The 18,624-nt window shown below is 72.1% G+C and carries 19 protein-coding genes; 8 read left to right on the top strand and 11 right to left on the bottom strand.

Translation table 11 applies throughout. The features are described from left to right. Positions 1 to 76: 76 nt before the first annotated feature. Positions 77 to 445, bottom strand: coding sequence for a low affinity iron permease family protein (locus OG766_RS04000; protein ID WP_328724567.1), 369 nt, complete (start codon positions 443 to 445; stop codon positions 77 to 79). A 126-nt stretch (positions 446 to 571) separates the two neighbouring features. On the opposite strand from OG766_RS04000, the gene OG766_RS03995 reads away from it, so the two are divergent. The 4 genes from OG766_RS03995 (at position 572) to OG766_RS03980 (ending at position 5,527) form a co-directional block, all read left to right on the top strand. Then, complete coding sequence (locus tag OG766_RS03995; RefSeq protein WP_328724566.1) at positions 572 to 1,126, top strand: DUF6328 family protein; 555 nt, start codon at positions 572 to 574, stop codon at positions 1,124 to 1,126. A gap of 235 nt (positions 1,127 to 1,361) precedes the next feature. Further along, positions 1,362 to 2,879, top strand: coding sequence for an FUSC family protein (locus tag OG766_RS03990; protein WP_328724565.1), 1,518 nt, complete (start codon positions 1,362 to 1,364; stop codon positions 2,877 to 2,879). Positions 2,880 to 3,103: 224 nt separating this feature from the next. Next, positions 3,104 to 4,399 carry a nitric oxide synthase oxygenase gene (locus OG766_RS03985; protein ID WP_266376285.1) on the top strand — a complete coding sequence of 432 codons (1,296 nt, stop codon included), beginning with the start codon at positions 3,104 to 3,106 and terminating at the stop codon, positions 4,397 to 4,399. A gap of 75 nt (positions 4,400 to 4,474) precedes the next feature. Beyond that, complete coding sequence (locus tag OG766_RS03980) at positions 4,475 to 5,527, top strand: lactonase family protein (protein WP_328724564.1); 1,053 nt, start codon at positions 4,475 to 4,477, stop codon at positions 5,525 to 5,527. 78 nt (positions 5,528 to 5,605) lie between these two features. Here OG766_RS03980 and OG766_RS03975 read toward each other — a convergent pair whose 3' ends face one another. Together OG766_RS03975 and OG766_RS03970 are read right to left on the bottom strand one after the other, a co-directional pair. Next, a complete protein-coding gene (locus tag OG766_RS03975) occupies positions 5,606 to 6,526 on the bottom strand; it encodes a sirohydrochlorin chelatase (protein WP_266376289.1) in 921 nt (306 codons plus the stop codon). An 88-nt stretch (positions 6,527 to 6,614) separates the two neighbouring features. Beyond that, complete coding sequence (locus OG766_RS03970; protein ID WP_328724563.1) at positions 6,615 to 7,694, bottom strand: N-acetylglucosamine kinase; 1,080 nt, start codon at positions 7,692 to 7,694, stop codon at positions 6,615 to 6,617. Positions 7,695 to 7,802: 108 nt separating this feature from the next. Here OG766_RS03970 and OG766_RS03965 point away from each other — a divergent pair, with 108 nt between their 5' ends. Then, entirely contained in the window at positions 7,803 to 8,480 is a 678-nt protein-coding gene (locus tag OG766_RS03965) for a uracil-DNA glycosylase (protein ID WP_328724562.1), read from the top strand. A 29-nt stretch (positions 8,481 to 8,509) separates the two neighbouring features. On the opposite strand, the gene OG766_RS03960 is transcribed toward OG766_RS03965, so the two are convergent. The 3 genes from OG766_RS03960 to OG766_RS03950 form a co-directional block, all read right to left on the bottom strand. Further along, positions 8,510 to 9,595 (bottom strand): WD40/YVTN/BNR-like repeat-containing protein, encoded by a 1,086-nt coding sequence (locus OG766_RS03960; protein ID WP_328724561.1) that lies wholly within the window; start codon positions 9,593 to 9,595, stop codon positions 8,510 to 8,512. Positions 9,596 to 9,751: 156 nt separating this feature from the next. Next, a complete protein-coding gene (locus OG766_RS03955; RefSeq protein ID WP_328724560.1) occupies positions 9,752 to 10,831 on the bottom strand; it encodes an NADH:flavin oxidoreductase/NADH oxidase in 1,080 nt (359 codons plus the stop codon). Between the two features lie 125 nt (positions 10,832 to 10,956). Then, positions 10,957 to 11,460 (bottom strand): MarR family winged helix-turn-helix transcriptional regulator, encoded by a 504-nt coding sequence (locus OG766_RS03950; RefSeq protein ID WP_266376299.1) that lies wholly within the window; start codon positions 11,458 to 11,460, stop codon positions 10,957 to 10,959. A gap of 117 nt (positions 11,461 to 11,577) precedes the next feature. On the opposite strand from OG766_RS03950, the gene OG766_RS03945 reads away from it, so the two are divergent. Next, positions 11,578 to 11,991 carry an organic hydroperoxide resistance protein gene (locus OG766_RS03945; RefSeq protein ID WP_323137260.1) on the top strand — a complete coding sequence of 138 codons (414 nt, stop codon included), beginning with the start codon at positions 11,578 to 11,580 and terminating at the stop codon, positions 11,989 to 11,991. Positions 11,992 to 12,204: 213 nt separating this feature from the next. Beyond that, complete coding sequence (locus OG766_RS03940) at positions 12,205 to 12,555, top strand: ArsR/SmtB family transcription factor (protein WP_266376303.1); 351 nt, start codon at positions 12,205 to 12,207, stop codon at positions 12,553 to 12,555. A gap of 61 nt (positions 12,556 to 12,616) precedes the next feature. On the opposite strand, the gene OG766_RS03935 is transcribed toward OG766_RS03940, so the two are convergent. Together OG766_RS03935 and OG766_RS03930 are read right to left on the bottom strand one after the other, a co-directional pair. Next, positions 12,617 to 13,993 (bottom strand): FAD-dependent oxidoreductase, encoded by a 1,377-nt coding sequence (locus tag OG766_RS03935; protein WP_266376305.1) that lies wholly within the window; start codon positions 13,991 to 13,993, stop codon positions 12,617 to 12,619. A 61-nt stretch (positions 13,994 to 14,054) separates the two neighbouring features. After that, positions 14,055 to 14,687, bottom strand: coding sequence for a DUF305 domain-containing protein (locus OG766_RS03930; protein WP_266376307.1), 633 nt, complete (start codon positions 14,685 to 14,687; stop codon positions 14,055 to 14,057). A gap of 100 nt (positions 14,688 to 14,787) precedes the next feature. On the opposite strand from OG766_RS03930, the gene OG766_RS03925 reads away from it, so the two are divergent. Then, on the top strand, positions 14,788 to 16,302 hold the full coding sequence (locus OG766_RS03925; RefSeq protein WP_266376309.1) for an LVIVD repeat-containing protein: 1,515 nt from the start codon (positions 14,788 to 14,790) through the stop codon (positions 16,300 to 16,302). On the opposite strand, the gene OG766_RS03920 is transcribed toward OG766_RS03925, so the two are convergent. The 3 genes from OG766_RS03920 to OG766_RS03910 all read right to left on the bottom strand — a co-directional run bounded on the left by OG766_RS03920 (position 16,275) and on the right by OG766_RS03910 (position 18,607). Then, positions 16,275 to 16,931 (bottom strand): TetR/AcrR family transcriptional regulator, encoded by a 657-nt coding sequence (locus OG766_RS03920; RefSeq protein ID WP_266376311.1) that lies wholly within the window; start codon positions 16,929 to 16,931, stop codon positions 16,275 to 16,277. The genes OG766_RS03925 and OG766_RS03920 overlap by 28 nt on opposite strands. A 248-nt stretch (positions 16,932 to 17,179) precedes the next feature. Beyond that, positions 17,180 to 17,878, bottom strand: a complete 699-nt coding sequence (locus OG766_RS03915) for an HAD family hydrolase (RefSeq protein WP_328724559.1) — start codon at positions 17,876 to 17,878, stop codon at positions 17,180 to 17,182. 18 nt (positions 17,879 to 17,896) lie between these two features. After that, a complete protein-coding gene (locus tag OG766_RS03910) occupies positions 17,897 to 18,607 on the bottom strand; it encodes a phosphatase PAP2 family protein (protein WP_266376315.1) in 711 nt (236 codons plus the stop codon). Between the last annotated feature and the right edge of the window lie 17 nt (positions 18,608 to 18,624).

Below are 18,624 nucleotides of genomic sequence, written 5' to 3'. Positions count from 1 at the left end.
TGCACCGTCCGCTGCGACGGACATCGGTGCGCACATGGCGCCGTGAGAGCCCGTCGCCCTTCGGGTAGTGGTGGAGTCAGGTCTCCTCCTCCATACGGATCGCGGCCCTGAGATCGTCGTGAGCCTTGCCGGGCACGCCCTCCCGCGCTTCGAGAATGGCCGCGGCGATGGCGTCCAGCTTGCGCTGGATCGCTCGTTCGGCGCGCAGCTCCGAGTTCTTCAGCAGGGCGAGGAGGAACAGCGTCACCGCGGTCATGCAGTCCCCGGCGAGCACCTGCCACTTCAGGTCCAACCCGGCGAAATGTACGGCGACGGCCCCGGCGACGAGCAACAGGCAGAGCCCGAAGAACGCCGGTGAGCTGGTGAAGCGCGAGGTTCCCTCCGCGAGTCGTTCGAAGTTTCCTCGCCCGTCGCCGCCGCGGTCCGCGGGGTGCTGAATGGCCATCGTCCGTGTCGCCTTCCTCGCCGCCGTCATCACTCAGCACAGCATGGCCGAGGTTGCCGCAACCCGATGGGTGGGTTTTCCGACGGTGCGGGTTATTCGGTATCCGGTGCGGGTTACTCGTCATCCATGTCCGACGACGACCCCCGTGCCGCACGGGACGAGACCGAGCTGGAGCGGGCGGACCGCAACTTCGCCGAACTCCTCCAGGAGCTCCGCGTCATCCAGACGGGCGTGCAGATCCTCTTCGCCTTCCTGCTGACGCTCGCGTTCCAGGCACGCTTCCCGACCCTCGACTCGTTCCAGCGCGGCACCTACGTGACGACGCTGATGCTCGCCGTGATCGCCGCGGCCCTGTTCACCGCCCCGGCGGCCGTGCACCGCGGACTGTTCCGCAAGGGTGCCAAGAAGGAGATCGTCGCCGTCTCCTCCCGTCTCTCCGGGATCGGCATGGCGGTGCTCTCTCTGGCCCTGACCTCCGCCGTCCTTCTGGTCGTCGACGTCGTCCACGGCACACCCGAGGGGATCGTCGCCGGCGCGGCGACCCTGCTCGTCTGCGCCGGGTTGTGGGGTCTCCTGCCCTGGATCATGGACCGGCACATCACCGGGGACGACGAGTCCTCGTCGGAGCCGGACAGCAAGCCGACGTCGAGACCGGACACTGACCGGGGCCGCGGGCGCTGACCCGGACCCGAGCCGCGGGCCCTGACCCGGCCCGAGCCGCAGACGCTGATCCGGCCCCGGGGTGGTCCGTTGGTCCTGCCGGACGGTCTCACCCTGACCCGGAGCTGTACCAACGGCTCACCTCCACGGGGCCGCCTTGAGCCAGTGGGGCACGGGATGGTCTCATAAGGGTGTCGATGGCGCTGCGGATTCCGCGGCGCCTTTTTCATGCCAGGACGTCGAGGGGCGAGAAGCAGTGCTGAAGAGGGTGTTCGTGGCTCCGGATCCGGGGCGGCTGCGGCTGCGCAGCGCCACGCGGTCCGTCCTCGGCGTCGGCCTTGCCGTGGTCGTGTGCGCGCTGACGGGCCACACGCTCACCGCGGTCATCACCGGCGGGCTCGCCGCGCTCCTGGCCCTCTTCACGGTCGTCGACCCCACGGTTCGCGCCCAGGCCGTCACCACCGCGCTGCTGCCCGCGGTGGGCTTCCCCGTGCTGGCCCTCGCGGCCGTGCTGCACGACACCCCGGGGGCGCGCGACGTGGCCTTCGTCGCCGTCGCCGGCGCGGCCGTGTACGCGCGCCGCTGGGGGCCCCGCGGGCACGCGCTCGGGGTCTTCGCCTTCATGACGTTCTTCGTGACCCAGTTCCTGCGCACGGTTCCGGCGCAGCTGCCCGAGCTGTACTCCGCCGTCGTGCTCGGCATCCTCGCCTCCTCGGTGGTCCGCTTCGGCGTCTGGTGCATCGAGCGCCGGCTGCCCCCGTCCCCCGTCCCCTCGCTGCCGGCCGGCTCGGGACTCGCCCGGACGACGACCCGCCAGGCGATCCAGGTGACCGTCGCCGGGGCATTCGCCCTCGCCGCCGGCCAGCTGCTCTCGCACGAGCGCTGGTACTGGGCCGTCGGCGCGGCCTGGTGGATCTTCGTCAACACCAACGCGCGCGGTGAGACCCTCGTCCGCGGCTTCCGCCGGGTCCTCGGCACGATGACGGGCATCGCCGCCGGGATGCTCGTCGCCCTGCCCGTGCAGGGCGCGATGGGCCCGACCGCCGCCCTGGTCATGCTGTGCGTCTTCGGGATCTTCTACACCGCCCCGGTCTCGTACAGCTGGATGATGTTCGCCGTGACGCTGATGGTCTCTCTGCTCTACGGGCTGCTCGGCGCGCTGGAACCGGCTCTGCTCGCCCTGCGCCTCGCGGAGACCGCCGTCGGCGCCGTCGGCGCGGCACTGGCGGTGACGCTCGTGCTGCCCGTCACGACGCACGCGGCGACCAACGCCTGGATCCGGCTGGCCGTGCGCTCGGTGCACGAGTGCACCACCGTGGCGATGCGCAGGCTGGCCGGGGACGAGGACGCCGACCCGGCACCGCACGCCGCCGAACTGGAGCTGCTTCTCGGGCGGGTACGGATGTCCCTCGCGCCCCTCGTGCACCCGCTGAGCCCGCTGCGCGCCCGCAAGGCACGTGCCCGTCAGGTGCTGGTCCTGCTGGACGACTGCGCCCGTGAGGTGCGTGGGCTGGCGGCCGTCGCCGCGGACCCGTACGCCTCGCACGACGCACGGCTGGCCGCCGCCTGCTGGCGGGTCGAGGCCGCCGTGCACGCCCTGGAGCCCGGCACCGGGCCCGCCCACGCGCCGGCCGCCGGTGATTCCGCGGCCGCCGCCCACCACCATCCGGGGGTCGAGGCCGCGCTGGCGCATCTGCACGGACTGGAGAGGGCGCTCGCGGGCCTCGCGACTCCGTTGCGCACCTCTCCGCGCGCCCCGCTCGCCACCGTCTGACTCCTTCCGCTTCCGCACGCTCCCCGGGACGTCCCGAAGGCTCCCGGGGAGGTCCCGTCGGCTCCCCGAACAGCCACGGCGGCCGCCGCGAGGCACCATGCGTCCCCTTGCCGGCGCGGCTCCCAACTGGGCACGTGCATCTGGCACTTACAGGGTGGATCAGTCCGCGATCGGGGTAGGTCGGGCGGCATCAATCGTCGCCTTCACCACCCGGGGTGCGCACCATGCGGAAGTTCCGTCGTAGAGCCGCCGTCCGCAAGTCCAGATCGTCACGTCCCGAGTCCACAGGCGGGCCGCGCAGCCGGGCGGAGCAGCCCGCCCCGCCCGGGCAGTGCCCGGCCGGGCACTCGGACGCCGCCGGCCACCCCGCGCCCCACGGCGGACCTGCAGACCCGGCACAACTGCGCCGGGAGGCCGAGGAGTTCCTGCGGCTCTACCACCGGGAGGAGCGCGGAGACGGCGACCCCGCCGCCCGGATAGCGGCCGTGCACGCCGAGATCGACGCGACCGGGACGTACCGGCACACCGCCGACGAACTCGCCCATGGGGCGCGCGTCGCCTGGCGCAACAGCAACCGCTGCATCGGCCGCCTCTACTGGCGCTCGCTGCGGGTCCGGGACCGCCGTGACGTCCGCGACGCCGACACCATCGCCGTCGAGGCCGCAGCCCATCTGCGCGAGGCGACCAACGGCGGCCGGATCCGACCGGTGATCACCGTCTTCGCGCCCGACGCCCCCGGCCGCCCCGGACCGCGCATCTGGAACGAGCAGCTCGTGCGGTACGCGGGCTACGCCGAAAGCGACGGCCGGTGCACCGGCGATCCGCGCAACGCCGGGCTCACCACCTACGCCATGGGTCTGGGCTGGCCCGGCGGACCCGGTACGCCCTTCGACGTACTTCCGCTGGTGATCCAGGGCAGTGACGACAAACCCCGCTGGTTCGCACTGCCCGACGGCGCCGTCCTCGAGGTCCCGCTGCGCCACCCCGACGACGACTGGCACGCCTCCCTCGGTCTGCGCTGGCACGCCGTACCCGCCATCGCCAACATGTGCCTGGAGATCGGGGGGATCTGCTACCCGGCCGCCCCGTTCAACGGCTGGTACATGGGCACCGAGATCGGCGCCCGCAACCTCGCCGACACGGACCGCTACGACCTGCTGCCGGTCGTCGCCGAACGCCTGGGCCTGGACGCGTCGAACGACCGCACCCTCTGGAAGGACCGCGCACTCGTCGAACTCAACAGGGCCGTCCTGCACTCCTTCGACCGCGCCGGGGTGACCATCGCCGACCACCACACCGAGGCACGCCGGTTCCTCGCCCACCTGGAGCAGGAGGAGGGCCGGGGGCGCCGGGTGGGCGCCGACTGGTCCTGGATCGTGCCGCCGCTGTCCGGCGCCGCCACGCCCGTGTTCCACCGCACCTACGACACGATCGAGTTGCGGCCGACGTTCGTGCACCACGCGGAGGCGGTCGCCCGCGCCCGGGGGGAGGAGCCCGCGCAGGGCCCCGGGTTGGTCTAGACCGCCTGCTACCGTCGGCCGGGCAGGGCACACGAGCGGCCGGCGGTGGCGCCGGACAGCGGACAGGGAGGCGCAGTGGGCGACAGGAGCTCCGTTCGGGCGTTCGTCGGATCGTTCACCTCGGCGGGCGGTCCCGGGATCGTCACGGCCGACGTGGACGCGGCGACGGGGGCCCTCACCTGGACCGGGGCGACGGACGCCGTGCCGGACCCGTCGTATCTGACGGTCGGCACGGCGGAGGGCGGACCGGTCCTCTACGCGGTCTCCGAGACGGCGGAAGGCGCCGTCGCCGCCTTCGACATCAGCGGTGAGCAGCCCCGTCTCATGGGCGCGCCGGTCCCGGTGAGCGGGTCGGGACCCACCCATCTCTCCCTGGCCTCCGGCCATCTGCTGACGGCCAACTACGGCTCCGGCAGCGTCAGCGCGCTCCCGGTCGGGCCGGACGGCGAGCCGCGGTCCGCGTCCGGCGTCCTGCGGCACGAGGGCCGGGGCCCGGACCCGGAGCGTCAGCGCGAGCCCCACGCCCACCAGGTGCTCCCGGACCCCACCGGGCGCTGGGTCGTCAGTGTCGACCTGGGCACCGACTCCGTACGGGTGTACGCCCTCGATCCGGCCACCGGAGTGCCGGCACCGCACACGGAGACCGCGGTCGGCCCGGGCACGGGGCCGCGGCACCTCGCCTTCCACCCGGCGGGAAGCCATGCGTATGTGCTGGGGGAGCTGCGGCCGGTGCTCACCGTCTGCCGGTGGGACGCCGCGGCGGGGCGGCTCGAACCGCTCACCGAGGTGCCCGTGCTGCCGGACGACGGACACGACGGGCCCAGCTACGCCTCGGCGGTCGTCACGGCCCACGACGGACGCTTCCTGTGGGCCGCCAACCGGGGCCATGACTCCCTCGCGGTCTTCCGGCTCGATGGCGACGGCGAGAAGGCCGAACTCGTGACCACCGTGCCGTGCGGCGGGCACTGGCCGCGCGATCTCGCCCTCGACCCCACCGGGACGCGGCTGTACGTGGCCAACGAGCGATCCGGGGACGTCACCTGGTTCGACGTCGACGCCGAGACCGGGGTGCCGCGCCGCGCGGGCTCGCTCGCGGTCCGCGCGGCGTCCTGCGTCGTGTTCGCCTGACGATCGGGCAGGGCGATCGGAAGGGCCCGCGCCGAATCGGCGCGGGCCCTTCCGAAGGTGCGTGACGACCGGGCGGCGTCAGTGGGACTGAGCGCTCTGCGGCAGCGTGGTGATGCCGAGCGCGGTCGTGTACTGGGACAGCACCAGCTTGCCGATCGCCGGGTACGCGCCCAGCGGCTCGGCCGAGGCGCAGCCGGCCTCCGCGGCGGCGGCCTCCAGCAGACCCTCCGGCAGCTCGGGGCCGACCAGATACGGAGCGAGCGCGAGCTGGCCCGAGCCGGAAGCGCGCAGTTCGTCGGCGGTCGCGGCGATCGCGCCGTCCTGGTCCAGGGCCGCGGCCATGACCGGCACGGCGAGCCGCGCGGCCAGCAGCATTCCGGTGATACCGGCGGCCTGGACGGCCTCCTCGCCGCCCACCGTCGCCAGGACGATGCCGTCGGCGGCCGTGGCGACCGTGAACAGCCGGGCGCGGTCGGCGCGCGCCAGGCCGGCCTCGGACAGCCGCACGTGCAGGGCCTCGGCGAGCAGCGGGTGCGGGCCGAGCACGTCGGTCAGCTCCGCGGTCGTCCGGCTGTCCATGACCGCCTGGCGGATCCGCCGGGTCAGGGCGCTGTCGGGGCCGGCCAGCAGCGGCACGACGACGGACGCCGGGCCCTCGGGCTCGGCGACCTCACGGCCCGCGGCCTTGGCCAGCTCGTACCGCTCGGAGCGCAGCGCGGCCGCCTGCACCAGCACGCTCCCCAGCGTGGGGTACTCGGCGTCGTCGCCGTCGAGATAACCGATCGCGGCCTCGAGGCCGGGCAGCTCGGAACGGGCAATGCTGACGACTTCCTCGGCCAGACTGCGTATCGCGGAGGAAGGCGTGCCGGGCACCGCGAGGACGAGGGTCGGCGCGCCCTCGGGAGCCGCCACGGGTTCCGGGCGGCGGTGCCGACCGGACTGGCGGGGTCGCGGCATTCGTACAGGCAGGCCGGATGCGGGCCCAGTGGGGGAGCTCATGGCGCCGCATGCTACTGGTTTTGTCGTCGTGGCTGTTCGGGGAGGGTGCGACGAAGTTCCCTCTGTCCGTTTTTATCCGATGAGTTCGTTAACGGTCGCCTGTCCCGGTCTGATCCGCAGGTTCGGTGGTGACCGTGAGCAGCCGCGGATCGTGCGGCAGACTCAGCGTGCCGGTGGCGAGCGCGGCGGCCACGGTCAGTGAACCGGCGAGCGGATCGCCCGCCGCGGACACCGGCCGGGCGTGCGGCAGTTGTCTGGCGAGAGCGTCCCGCAAGGGTACGAGGAGCGGGTCGCCCATCTTCAACAGGCCCCCGGTCAGAGCGACTTGGCAGTCGTCGGTCGAGGGTGGCGGGCAGACCGCGGCGGCGGATGCCGCGATGTGGTCCGCCGCCGTGACGAGGATGCCCTCGGCGACCGGATCGTCCGCCGCGCAGCCGGCGACCTCGGGGGCGAAGGAGGCCAGGACGGCCGGCCGGTCGGTGCGCGGGTAGAGCAGCCCCGGCAGCTCGTCCGCCGGGCCGAACACCGCCTCCAGCCGGGCGAGCAGCGCCGCGGAGCCGCCCGTGCGCCCGTCGTGGGCGCGCATCGCCGCCTCCAGACCGGCCCGGCCGATCCACGCGCCTCCGCCGCAGTCGCCGAGGAGGTGCCCCCAGCCGTCCGCGCGGCGCCAGCTGTTCAGGTCCGTGCCCAGCGCGATCATGCCGGTACCGGCCGCGACGACGGCGCCCGGGTGCTGGCCGAGCGCCCCCGCGTAGGCGGTGACCGCATCGGCGGCGAGCGCCAGCCTGCGCACGCCGAGGGACTCCTTCAGTGCCCCGGGCAGCACGGCCCGCAGCCCGTCCCCGAGGGTCGCCATTCCGGCGGCCCCGATGGCGACGGCGGCGGGTGCGGGGCCGGGCGCCCGGTCCAGCAGCTCTCGCGCCATCGGCATCAGCTGCTCCAGCAGATGGGCGGCGTCGATGCCGGCGGGCCCGGTACGGACCGGCTCACGGGAAGAGGTCGTCACGGCGGACGACGGATCGGCGGCGAGGGCGAGGGCGACCCGCAGGCCGGAGCCCCCGGAGTCGATCCCCAGCACCCGTCCGCCCCGTCCGCCCGGTTCGCCAGGTCGGCCCGGTCCTCCCGAGGCCTCGGCGGACGTCACGGACGAACGCCTGCGTGACGTCATGGACCGGCTCCAGGAGGAAGGGGAGTGGCGCAGGGGCAAAGTCGACGGCAGGAGCCTAGCGCCCCGGCCGTCCGGGAGCGTCCGTGTGGGCCGGTAGGGTGACGGACTGTGGCAGCACGACCGTTGAGTGAACTGGTGGAGCCCGGCTGGGCCGAGGCGCTGCGTCCCGTGGCCGGGCGCATCGCGGCGATGGGGGACTTCCTGCGCGAGGAGATCGCGGCGGGCCGTACCTATCTGCCCGCGGGGCAGAACGTTCTGCGGGCTTTTCAGCAACCCTTCGACGAGGTACGGGTGCTGATCGTCGGTCAGGATCCCTATCCGACTCCGGGGATGGCCATCGGGCACAGCTTCGCGGTCGCGCCGGAGGTTCGTCAGCTGCCCGGCAGTCTGGAGAACATCTTCCGGGAGCTGCACACGGACCTCGGGCTGCCCCGGCCCGCCAACGGTGATCTGACCCCTTGGACCCGCCAGGGGGTGCTGCTGCTGAACAGGGCGCTGACCACGGCGCCGCGCAAGCCGGGGGCGCATCGTGGCAAGGGCTGGGAAGAGGTCACGGAGCAGGCCATCCGGGCGCTGGTGACCCGTGGCAAGCCGCTCGTGTCGGTGCTCTGGGGGCGTGACGCGCGCAATCTGCGCCCCTTCCTCGGCGACCTGCCCGCGGTCGAGTCCGCGCATCCGTCGCCGATGTCGGCGGACCGCGGCTTCTTCGGTTCCCGGCCGTTCAGCCGCACGAACGACCTGCTGGTTCACCAGGGCGCCCAGCCGGTGGACTGGCGGCTCCCCTAGGGGGAGTCCGGCGGATCGGGCCCTGGCCCTCAGCCGATCGTCGCCGCCCGGACACACAGCACGTCCGGCAGGTGGGAGGCGAGCTGCTGCCAGCTGTCCCCGTCGTCCGCGCTCGCGTACAACTCCCCGTTCCGGTTGCCGAAGTAGACCCCGGCGGGGTCGGCGTCGTCCGTGCACATCGCGTCGCGCAGCACCGTGCCGTAGTGGTCGCCCTCGGGAAGCCCGTACGTCAGGGGCTCCCAGGTCGCGCCCGCGTCGCTCGTGCGGTAGACCCGGCAGCGACGGCCGGCCGGGACGCGGTCCGCGTCGGCGTTGATGGGGAAGACATAGGCCACGTCGGCGCGGTGCGGATGCGCGGCGACGGCGAAACCGAAGTCGGACGGAAGACCCTCGCCGATGTCCGTCCACTTGGCGCCCGCATCGTCGCTCCGGTACACACCCCAGTGGTTCTGGAGGTAGAGCCGGTCCGGATCGCCCGCATCCTGTGCGATCTTGTGGACGCACTGGCCGAACTCGGGGTGCGGATCGGGCAGGAAGACCGCCGACACGCCCTGGTTGGACGGATTCCAGCCGGCACCGCCGTCGAGGCTGCGGAAGACGCCGGCCGTGGAGACGGCGACGGTCACGGCGTTCGCGTCGCGGCGGTCCGTGACCACCGTGTGCACGGCCTCACCGCCGCCGCCCGGCACCCACCTGGACCGTGTGGGGTGCTCCCAGAGCGGCCGGACCAGCTCGAACGTCTCTCCGGCGTCCTCGGAACGGAACAGTGCGGCCGGCTCCGTACCCGCGTAGACGACGTCCGGGGCGGCGGGGCCCGCGGGATGGAGCTGCCAGACCCGCTCCAGGGAGGCGCCTGTGTCCTTGGGGAACTTCACGGCGGGCTGTGCCGGTTCGGTCCAGGTCGCGCCCAGGTCGTCTGAGTGGAACACCGAGGGACCCCAGTGCGCGCTGTCGCCGCCGGCGAGCAGCCGCGGTGTGCCACGGCGCGTGTCGATCCCGATCGAATACACCGCCTGCGCGTTGAAGTGAGGGCCGTCGAACTCCCAGCGGCCGCCGCGCCTGCGGCCCATGAAGAGCCCTTTGCGTGTGCCCACTGCCAGCAGCACCTCGGTCATCACCGACACCTCCAGGACGCCGTTGTCGCGGATAGGGGCCAGTCTGCACCCGTGCACCGACAGTGGCGCCCGGAGTGTTCCTTCCCGCAGGTCGGCCCGGCCGTGCCCGGCCTGCCGTGAACCTGCCGGGCGGGCCGGTCCCGCGCGGGGAGGGCGTCAGACGGAGCGGTGGTACTGGTCGGGCACCCGCACCTCGCCGCCGAGTTCGCGGGCTGCCCGGCGGGCCCACGAAGGGTTGCGCAGCAGCTCGCGGCCGAGGAGCACGGCGTCGGCCTCCCCGTCGGAGAGGACCTTCTCGGCCTGTGACGGTTCGGTGATCAGTCCCACGGCCGCCACCGGCAGCCCGGTCTCCGCCTTGACCCGGGCGGCGAACGGCACCTGGTAGCCGGGTCCGACGGGGATGCGCGCCCGCACGGCGTTGCCGCCGGAGGAGACGTCGAGGAGGTCCACGCCGTGCTCCTTCAGCAGGGCCGCGAAGCGCACGGTGTCGTCGGCGGTCCAGCCGTTCTCGTCGAGCCAGTCCGTGGCCGAGATCCGGAAGAAGAGCGGCAGTTCCTCCAGCCACACCGCCCGTACGGCGTCGACGACTTCGAGGGCGAACCGGGTGCGGTTCTCGAACGTGCCGCCGTACTCGTCGGTGCGGTGGTTGCTGTGCGGGGAGAGGAACTCACCGATCAGGTAGCCGTGCGCGCCGTGCACCTCGAGAACCTTGAAGCCGGCGTCCAGGGCACGCCGCGCCGCGTCGGCGAACATGCCCGTGATCTCGGCGATCTGAAGGGTGGTCAGCTCGTCGGGCACGGGATGTCCCTCGTCGAACGCGACGGGGCTGGGCGCGAGCGGCTGCCAGCCGTGCGCGTTGGGACCCACCGGTCCGCCGCCCTTCCAGGGCCGGTCGGTCGAGGCCTTGCGTCCGGCGTGGCCGATCTGGATGCCCGGGACGGTTCCCTGGGACGTGAGGAAGCGGGTGATCCGGCGGAAGGCCTCGACCTGGGTGTCGTTCCAGATGCCGAGGTCGTGCGTACTGATCCGGCCCTCGGGGGCGACCGCCGTGGCCTCGACGAGGATCAGGCCGGTACCACCGGCCGCGCGGGCCGCGTAGTGCGTGAAGTGCCAGTCGTTCGCGACACCGGCGTTCGGCCCGAAGACCTCGGCGCTGTACTGGCACATCGGTGCCATCCAGACGCGGTTGGGAATCGTCAGGGACCGAAGGGTGTACGGCTCGAACAGTGCGCTCACGGGGGACTCCATTCACGGCGGGGCCGAAGGCGATGCTCGTACGATACTCATCGTAGTACGGCGTTTGTCAAACTACGAAGCCTCTCGTACAAAGCTGCGGCCGTGGTCGGTCCGTGACGCCGGGGTCAGTCCGTGACGCCGGCGCAGTTCGCCGTCGGGTCGTACTCCAGGTCGGCGCCGTCGAGCTTGGCGGTCAGTGCCGTCAGTCGCTGCTGCAGGTCGCCGATCTCGTCCAGCGACAGCCCGGTGGCCGCGGCGATCCTGTGGGGGACGAGGACGGCCTGCTCCCGGAGTGCCGTGCCCTTCTCCGTCGCGCACACGGTGACCGAACGCTCGTCCTCGGTGCTGCGCCGGCGCTCCACGCAGCCGAGCGTCTCCAGCCGCTTGAGCAGCGGCGAGAGTGTGCCGGAATCCAGCCGGAGGCGGCTGCCGATCGTCTTCACGGGCAGCTCGCCGTGCTCCCAGAGCACCAGCATCACCAGGTACTGGGGGTAGGTGAGCCCCAGGTCCTTCAGGACCGCCCGGTAGACGCCGTTGAAGGCGCGCGAGGCCGCGTGCAGCGAAAAGCAGATCTGGTGGTCGAGGCGGAGGATCTCCGCGTCCCGCGTGGCGTCCGGTGTCGTCTTCATCGCTCCAGGGTACCTATCTCTCAGGCAACTTAGTTGTGCACAATTAAGTTGTGTGCTGTAGTTGTGGATGTCCGGCCGCCCGACGGGGTCCGGCCCAACGACCAAGGGATGGTTTCCATGAACGCGCTGTACACTGCCGTAGCCACCGCCAACGGCCGCGAGGGTCGCGCCGTCAGCTCCGACGGCCGCCTGGACCTGCCGCTCGCCGCCCCCGCCGCCCTCGGTGGCAACGGCGAGGGCACCAACCCGGAGCAGCTCTTCGCGGCGGGTTACGCGGCGTGCTTCGCGAGCGCCCTCGGCCTCGTCGGCCGCCAGGCGAAGGTCGACACCGGCGAGATCTCCGTGACCGCCGAGGTCGGCATCGGCAAGGACGAGGACGGCGGCTTCTCCCTGGCGGTGGTGCTCCGTGTCGAGCTGCCGGCGGCGCTCGAGGGCGAGACCGGCGAGCTGCTCGTCAAGCAGGCCCACCAGGTCTGCCCCTACTCCAAGGCGACGCGTGGCAACATCCCGGTCGAGCTGATCGTCGAGTAACCGGCGGTTCCGGGGACGGGTCAGGCCGTGGTGCCCGCTGCCGGGCGCCACGGCCGCGCGTCTTCCGTACCGGGCGTCGCGGCCGCGTCTCCCGCGCCGGGCATCGCCTCGTCCCGTGCGCCGGGGCCGTGGCCCCTCGTACGGCATGTGTCAAACTACGATGACTCTCGTACGATGGAAGCCCCGGATGAACCCGGACGAAGTGGAGCCTCCGTGACCGCCGCGACCAGCGCCCGTGAACTCGCCCATCCCGTGCGCGACGAGATCCGGCTGGAGGGTGTGCTGCACGCGCTCTCGGACCCGGTGCGCCTGCGCGTGGTGCGTGATCTCGCGACGGCCGAGGACGAGCTGTCCTGTTCGTACTTCGATCTGCCCGTCACCAAGTCGACCTCCACGCACCACTTCCGAGTCCTGCGCGAGAGCGGTGTGATCCAGCAGGTCTACCGGGGCACGGCGAAGATGAACGGGCTGCGCCGCAAGGACCTGGACGCCCTGTTCCCCGGTCTCCTCGACAGCGTGCTGACGGCCGCTGCCGCCGAGGAGTCCCGCCTCGGCACCGCCTGATCCGGCCCCGCCCGCCGCCGGCCGGACCTCCTGGGGCGCGCCACGGCCCGGCGGCGCAGGACTACGCGGCGGGAACCCGCGGTGCGTCGTCGGCGCCCGCCGCCCGCAGCAGTCCCGCCCAGTCGGGGATCTTCACCGAGCGACGCCCCAGCGAGCGCCCCAGTGCCGCTTCGGCCTCCTCGATCGCCAGCCATCCCGGCCACTGAACCGGCCGGAGCCCCGACTCCCGCAGTACGGCGAGGGGTTCGCCCCTGATCGGGCGCGCCGACAGCGCGGCGGCGTCCGCGAGGAGCGAGGTCACGGTCTCCTTGGCGCAGGGCCTGTTGGTCCCGATGACCCCTGTGGGACCGCGCTTGATCCAGCCCGCGACGTACTCCCCGGGCGACGGCGAACCCTCCCGCAGCACCCGTCCGGCCTCGTGCGGCACCGTGCCCCGGTCGGCGTCGAACGGCAGCCCGTCCAGGGGCACTCCGCGATAGCCGACCGCCCGCAGCACCAGCTGTGCCTCGATCTCCTCGTACGACCCGGTGCCGCGCACGCCTCCCGAGCCGTCGGGCACGGTCCGCTCGAAGCGCACCGCCGCCACCCTGCCGTCCTCGGCGAGCAGTTCCACCGGGCGCAGGAAGAAGCGCAGCCGGATGCCGCGTGCCTGCGCGCGTGAGGCGTCCTCACCGGCGGCGGCCCAGCCACGTACGACCTCGACGTTGCGCCGGTGCACCGCGGGCAGTTCCGACGGGTCCGCGTAGCCGGGGTCCAGGGCGAGGTCGGACGGTTCGACCCCGATCCCGGCGTCGGGCAGAGAGCCGAGCTCGCGCAGCTCCTTCGTGGTGAACTTCGCCTGGGACGGGCCGCGCCGGCCCACCATGTGCACCTCGCGCACCCGGCTCCGGGCGAGGGCGCCGAGCACGTCGTCCGGCACGTCGGTCGGGCGCAGCTCCGCCGCGCCGCGGGCGAGGATCCGGGTGACGTCGACGGCGACATTGCCGACCCCGATGACCACCGCCGACCGGGCGCCGAGCACGAAGCCACCGGCCCTGGCGTCCGGGTGGGCGCTGTACCAGGAGACGAAGTCGGTGGCCGAGAAGCTGCCGGGAAGGTCCTCTCCCGGCAGCCCGAGCCTGCGGTCCTTCGCCGCCCCCACGCAGTAGACGACCGCGTGGTACAGCTCCAGAAGCCGTGCCGGCGCGATGCCGCGCACGCCGATCTCGACGTTGCCGATGAAGCCGATCCGCTCGTCCTCCAGGACCGCCCGAAGGTTGTTCTGCAAGGACTTGATCTTCTCGTGGTCGGGCGCGACCCCGTACCGCACCAGCCCGTAGGGGGCGGGGAGCCGGTCCAGGACGTCCACATGGACGTCCGGCACGAGGGACTGCTGGACAAGGGCCTGAGCGGTGTACACCCCGCTCGGGCCTGAACCGACGACGGCGACTCGAAGCACGGCTGCGCTCCTTCCCGCAGGGTGCTTCCAGCATGGCACCAGGACGGTCGCCCGGGGAGTCTCACATCGTGCGCATACGGTGGATCTCCGCCGTCTGCTGCGCGATCACATCATTTGCCATTTCCTCCACCTGGACGTTGTTCCCGTCGGAGAGCACGGTGGTCGCCATCGTCACCGCCCCCTGATGGTGAGTGATCATCAGCTTGAGGAAGAGCTCGTCGAAGGCCTTGCCCTTCGCGGCGCGCAACTGCGCCAGCTGCTCCTCGGTGGCCATGCCGGGCATCGCACCGTGGTCGTGCGCGCCATGACTGTCCGTCCGCTCGTCCTTGCCATGGGTCTTCAGCCATCCGCGCATGGCGCCGATCTCCGGTTCCTGCGCGGCGCTGATCCGCGCGGCGAGCCGTTTCACCGGTTCGCCCCCGGCCCGGTCCGCGACGAGCGCGGTCATCTCCAGGGCCTGGCCGTGGTGGGTGATCATCATCTGGGCGTACTCGACGTCCGCGGAGTTGGGGCTTCCGTCGGGGAGCGCCTTCGCGGCCTCCTCGGGCGAGAGCGTCCTCGCGGGCTCGCCCGGCTTTCCGGGTGCCACCACGCCGGGGCCGCGCTCCTGCCGGGCCTCGTCCCTGCCGTCGGACCCCGACTCGCAGGCGCCCAGGGCGAGTACGGCCGCCACGACCGCCACGAAGACTTTCATTACGTCTCTGTTGCCATCTGTTGATATGGGCATGGCGAGGACGATACTGCCGTGGTCAGTCCATGGATCAACTACGGATGGAAACCAGGGGAGGAAAACGGTGATCCCGTTGCCCACCACCCGCGTGCGGCGCAGACGCCTCGCCGTGGCGGCAGCCGCAGCAGGCCTGTTGGCCACACTGCTGGCGGCCGGACCCGCGACCGCCACGCCCGATCCCGGAGACGCCCCGATCCAGGGGAAGGTCTCCTCGGAACAGGCGGCCGCCGCCAGAACCCTCACCAACAGCGGCGAGATACCCGGTGTGGACGAGGTCGTCCACAGCGACAACATCCAGCATCTCGTCAACATCCCCAAGGAAGCGCTGCCGGGCACCAACTCCGACCTCGCCTTCCAGGGCAAGTACGCCTTCTCCGGCAACTACGACGGCTTCCGCATCTTCGACATCAGCAACCCGCGGGCCCCGAAGACCGTCGCGCAGGTCCTGTGCCCCGGATCGCAGAACGACATCTCGGTCTCCGGGAACCTGCTCTTCCTGTCCACCGACTCCTCGCGCAGCGACAACTCCTGTGCCAGCACCACACAGCCGGCCACGGAGAAGTCCTCCTGGGAGGGCATCAAGGTCTTCGACATCAGCGACAAGCGCAACCCGAAGTACGTCGCCTCCGTCGAGACCGCGTGCGGCTCGCACACCCACACGCTGGTGCCCGAGGGCCGCAACGTCTACGTGTACGTCTCCTCGTACTCGCCGAACACGACGTTCCCCGACTGCCAGCCGCCGCACGACGGGATCTCCGTCATCAAGGTGCCGCGGTACGCCCCGCAGAAGGCCGCGATCGTCAACTTCCCGGTGCTGTTCCCGGGTGAGGGCCCGGACGGCGGCGGCAACCCGGGTTCTCCGACGAACCCGGGTGTCTCCAAGACGACCGGCTGCCACGACATCACCGTGCTGCCGTCCAAGGACCTCGCCGCCGGCGCCTGCATGGGTGACGGGATCCTCTTCGACATCAGGGACCCCGAGCGCCCCAAGGTCATCGACCAGGTCCAGGACAACGTGAACTTCGCGTTCTGGCACTCGGCGACCTTCAACCAGAGCGCCAACAAGGTCGTGTTCACCGACGAGCTCGGCGGTGGCGGCGCGGCCACCTGCAACGCGGCGGTCGGCCCCGACCGCGGTGCCGACGGCATCTACGACATCGTCGGCAAGGGGAGCAAGCGCAAGCTGGTCTTCCGCAGCTACTACAAGATCGACCGTCACCAGGCGGACACCGAGAACTGCGTGGCCCACAACGGCTCGCTGATCCCGGTCAAGGGCCGCGACATCATGGTCCAGGCCTGGTACCAGGGCGGCGTCTCGGTGTGGGAGTTCACGAACTCCTCCAAGCCGAGGGAGATCGCCTACTTCGAGCGCGGCCCGATCTCCACCGACCAGCTGGTCACCGGCGGCTCGTGGTCGGCGTACTACTACAACGGCTACATCTACTCGAACGACATGGCCAAGGGCTTCGACGTCCTGAAGCTCGACGACCGTCGCACGGACGCGGCCAAGCGGGTCCGGATGCACGAGCTCAATGTGCAGACCCAGCCGGACTACTTCGACCGCGGCTGGGACGACTGATCCGTTCCGTTGCCTGACTTCCCGCCGGGCCGTTCCTGGCCCGGCGGGAAGCCCAGCCCCCAGTCCAGCCCGTACCGCTGGAACAGCTCCGCCCGCAGCCGTGCCAGCGGCATCGGCACGCCGGGCAGCGCCACCGCGAAGACGGCGCCCATCAGCAGCGCGCGCAACAGCGGATAGTCGGCGTCGACGTCCTGTGAGCCGTAGCGCTCCACCGTGTCGCGCAGCAGGAACGCCAGCCGCTGCTGCTCCGGGCACTGGACGAACCCCTCGGCCTGCAGGATGCCCGCCATGTGCGCCCGCATCAGCACCGGCCGGTCCACCGCGAGCCCGAGGATCGCGTCGATCGCGCGGGCCAGCCGCTCCCGCCCGTCGGTGGTCCGGGGGGCACGCTCCAGCGCCTCCTCCAGCGTCAGGTGCATCAGCCGGTGCACCGCCGACTGGAACAGCTGGCGCTTGCCCGAGAAGTAGTACGAGACCAGGCCGCGGGCCGATCCCGCCCGGTCGGCGATGTCCCCGAGGGTCGTCGCCTCGTAACCGCGCTCCCCGACGAGGTCCACGGTCGCCTGGAGCAGGCGATCCCGGGAACGCCGACGGAGCTCTTCATTGACCGATGCGCTCCGCGGGGACATGCTTAACTCCTGCGTTGACTGGCTCCGAGCCAATATACTCAGCGCGACCCGTTGTACGGCGCTTGCGTGCCTGGTCAGCGGGGTTGGCCGGACGGACCGGGCGACGCGGGGGATCGCCCGGCCCGGTCGGTTCCGTCATACCTCCGGCCGGATCCGGACGACCGTATTCCGCGGCTTGGTCTCCATTGTCCGATTCCGCGCCCCCGATTCCCAGGTTCCGGGTGCGGTTCCCGCGACCCGGGTCCGGTTCACACATCCACGAGTCCGAGTACCGGACGCAGGCCCGCCGGCCGTTCCTCGACCGGCAGGTGATCCACGAAGTGCACGGCACAGCCCAGCCGTGCCGCGCCGCCGTCCGCGTGCCGGTCGTCCCCGACCATCAGCACGTCCCGCGGGTCCTGCCCGAGCGCCTCGCAGCCCGCCCGGAACAGCCGGGCGTCCGGCTTCTGCACGCCGTGGCGGTAGGACAGCACGTACGCGTCCACGAACCCGTCCAGCCCGTGGGCCCGGAACACCGGTCGCGGATCCCAGCCGATGTTGCTGACCACCGCGACCCCGGCGCCGCGCCGCCTCAGCTCGCCGAGCACCTCGGCCGCGTCCGGGTACGGACGCCACGCCGTCGGTGTCTTGTGCCGCTCGTAGAGCACGTCGTACAGCCGCGGGTCCGGCAGTTCGACCCGGCGGGCGAGCCCCACATAGGCGTCACGGTGCCGCCGGGCGTCCTGGTCACGGGTGGACCACAGGTCGGCCAGCGCCTCGGGGATCCGGTCCGGGACCGAGCCGCCGGGCAGCGCCCCGGCCGCGTCCAGCTCACGGGCGTACCGCTGGAACGCGTCCTCGCCGACCGAGACGCCCGTCTCGTCGAGGGCGGCACGCAGCCAGGAAGTGACGGGTTCGATCCGGAAGAGCGTTCCTGAGAAGTCGAAGAGCACGCCTTTGATCGCCATGCGGAGATCCTCGCGGGCTCAGGGCTCGCGGTTCAAGGCCTCCTGGTTCAAGGGCTCCCGGTTCAAGGCCAGCCGGTCGTACGTCCATGCCGTGAGCGCCACCAGGCAGATCCCCAGCAGCCAGCCGCCCACCACGTCCGTGAACCAGTGCACCCCGAGGTAGAGCCGGGTGAAGCCCACACCCAGCACCGACACGGCGGCCACCAGCGCCGCCGCCCGTGTGAGGCCGGGCCCCGCCCCGGTCCGCGACAGGAGCCAGAGCAGCAGCCCGCAGGTGACCGTGGCCGTCATCGCGTGCCCGGAGGGAAAGGCGGCGTACTGCGCCGTGTCCACCGGTTCCGCCCAGACCGGCCGTGCCCGGTCCACCATCGACTTCAGCGCCTGCTGCAGGCCCGAGCCGAGGACGCTCGCCGCCGCCACCCACAGTGCCAGCAGCCGCCTCCCGTGCCACAGCAGCACGACGACGGCCACGGCCACCAGGATCCGCATCGTCCACGGGTCCCACACCCAATCGCTGAAGACCCGGTTGACCTGCGTGAATCCCGGCTCGGCCCGCGCGGATCGATGCAGTTCGACCGCGACCGTGTGGTCGAAGGACAGCAGTGGGGCCCAGCCCACGGCCACCGTCACCAGCAGCAGAACGACGAGGACGGCGGTCAGTGAGGCGGTGCGGGCGCCGGGGAGGGGGAGTGACGTGCGCGGTTCCGGAGGAGGGGCGAGGGTACGCATGGTCACGATCCTGCCCA

The sequence above is a fragment of the Streptomyces sp. NBC_00259 genome (assembly GCF_036181745.1).
GTDB classification, from domain to species: domain Bacteria; phylum Actinomycetota; class Actinomycetes; order Streptomycetales; family Streptomycetaceae; genus Streptomyces; species Streptomyces pratisoli.
The sequence above is the reverse complement of the archived record's forward strand: the minus strand, read 5'-3'. Positions and strand labels throughout refer to the sequence as shown.

Bases quoted from the DNA above. Each gene is read 5' to 3' on its own strand.
- OG766_RS04000 (WP_328724567.1), bottom strand. From the start codon at position 445: ATGGCCATTCAGCACCCCGCGGACCGCGGCGGCGACGGGCGAGGAAAC.
- OG766_RS03995 (WP_328724566.1), top strand. From the start codon at position 572: ATGTCCGACGACGACCCCCGTGCCGCACGGGACGAGACCGAGCTGGAG.
- OG766_RS03985 (WP_266376285.1), top strand. From the start codon at position 3,104: ATGCGGAAGTTCCGTCGTAGAGCCGCCGTCCGCAAGTCCAGATCGTCA.
- OG766_RS03975 (WP_266376289.1), bottom strand. From the start codon at position 6,526: ATGAGCTCCCCCACTGGGCCCGCATCCGGCCTGCCTGTACGAATGCCG.
- OG766_RS03970 (WP_328724563.1), bottom strand. From the start codon at position 7,694: ATGACGTCACGCAGGCGTTCGTCCGTGACGTCCGCCGAGGCCTCGGGA.
- OG766_RS03960 (WP_328724561.1), bottom strand. From the start codon at position 9,595: ATGACCGAGGTGCTGCTGGCAGTGGGCACACGCAAAGGGCTCTTCATG.
- OG766_RS03950 (WP_266376299.1), bottom strand. From the start codon at position 11,460: ATGAAGACGACACCGGACGCCACGCGGGACGCGGAGATCCTCCGCCTC.
- OG766_RS03945 (WP_323137260.1), top strand. From the start codon at position 11,578: ATGAACGCGCTGTACACTGCCGTAGCCACCGCCAACGGCCGCGAGGGT.
- OG766_RS03930 (WP_266376307.1), bottom strand. From the start codon at position 14,687: ATGAAAGTCTTCGTGGCGGTCGTGGCGGCCGTACTCGCCCTGGGCGCC.
- OG766_RS03920 (WP_266376311.1), bottom strand. From the start codon at position 16,931: ATGTCCCCGCGGAGCGCATCGGTCAATGAAGAGCTCCGTCGGCGTTCC.
- OG766_RS03915 (WP_328724559.1), bottom strand. From the start codon at position 17,878: ATGGCGATCAAAGGCGTGCTCTTCGACTTCTCAGGAACGCTCTTCCGG.
- OG766_RS03910 (WP_266376315.1), bottom strand. From the start codon at position 18,607: ATGCGTACCCTCGCCCCTCCTCCGGAACCGCGCACGTCACTCCCCCTC.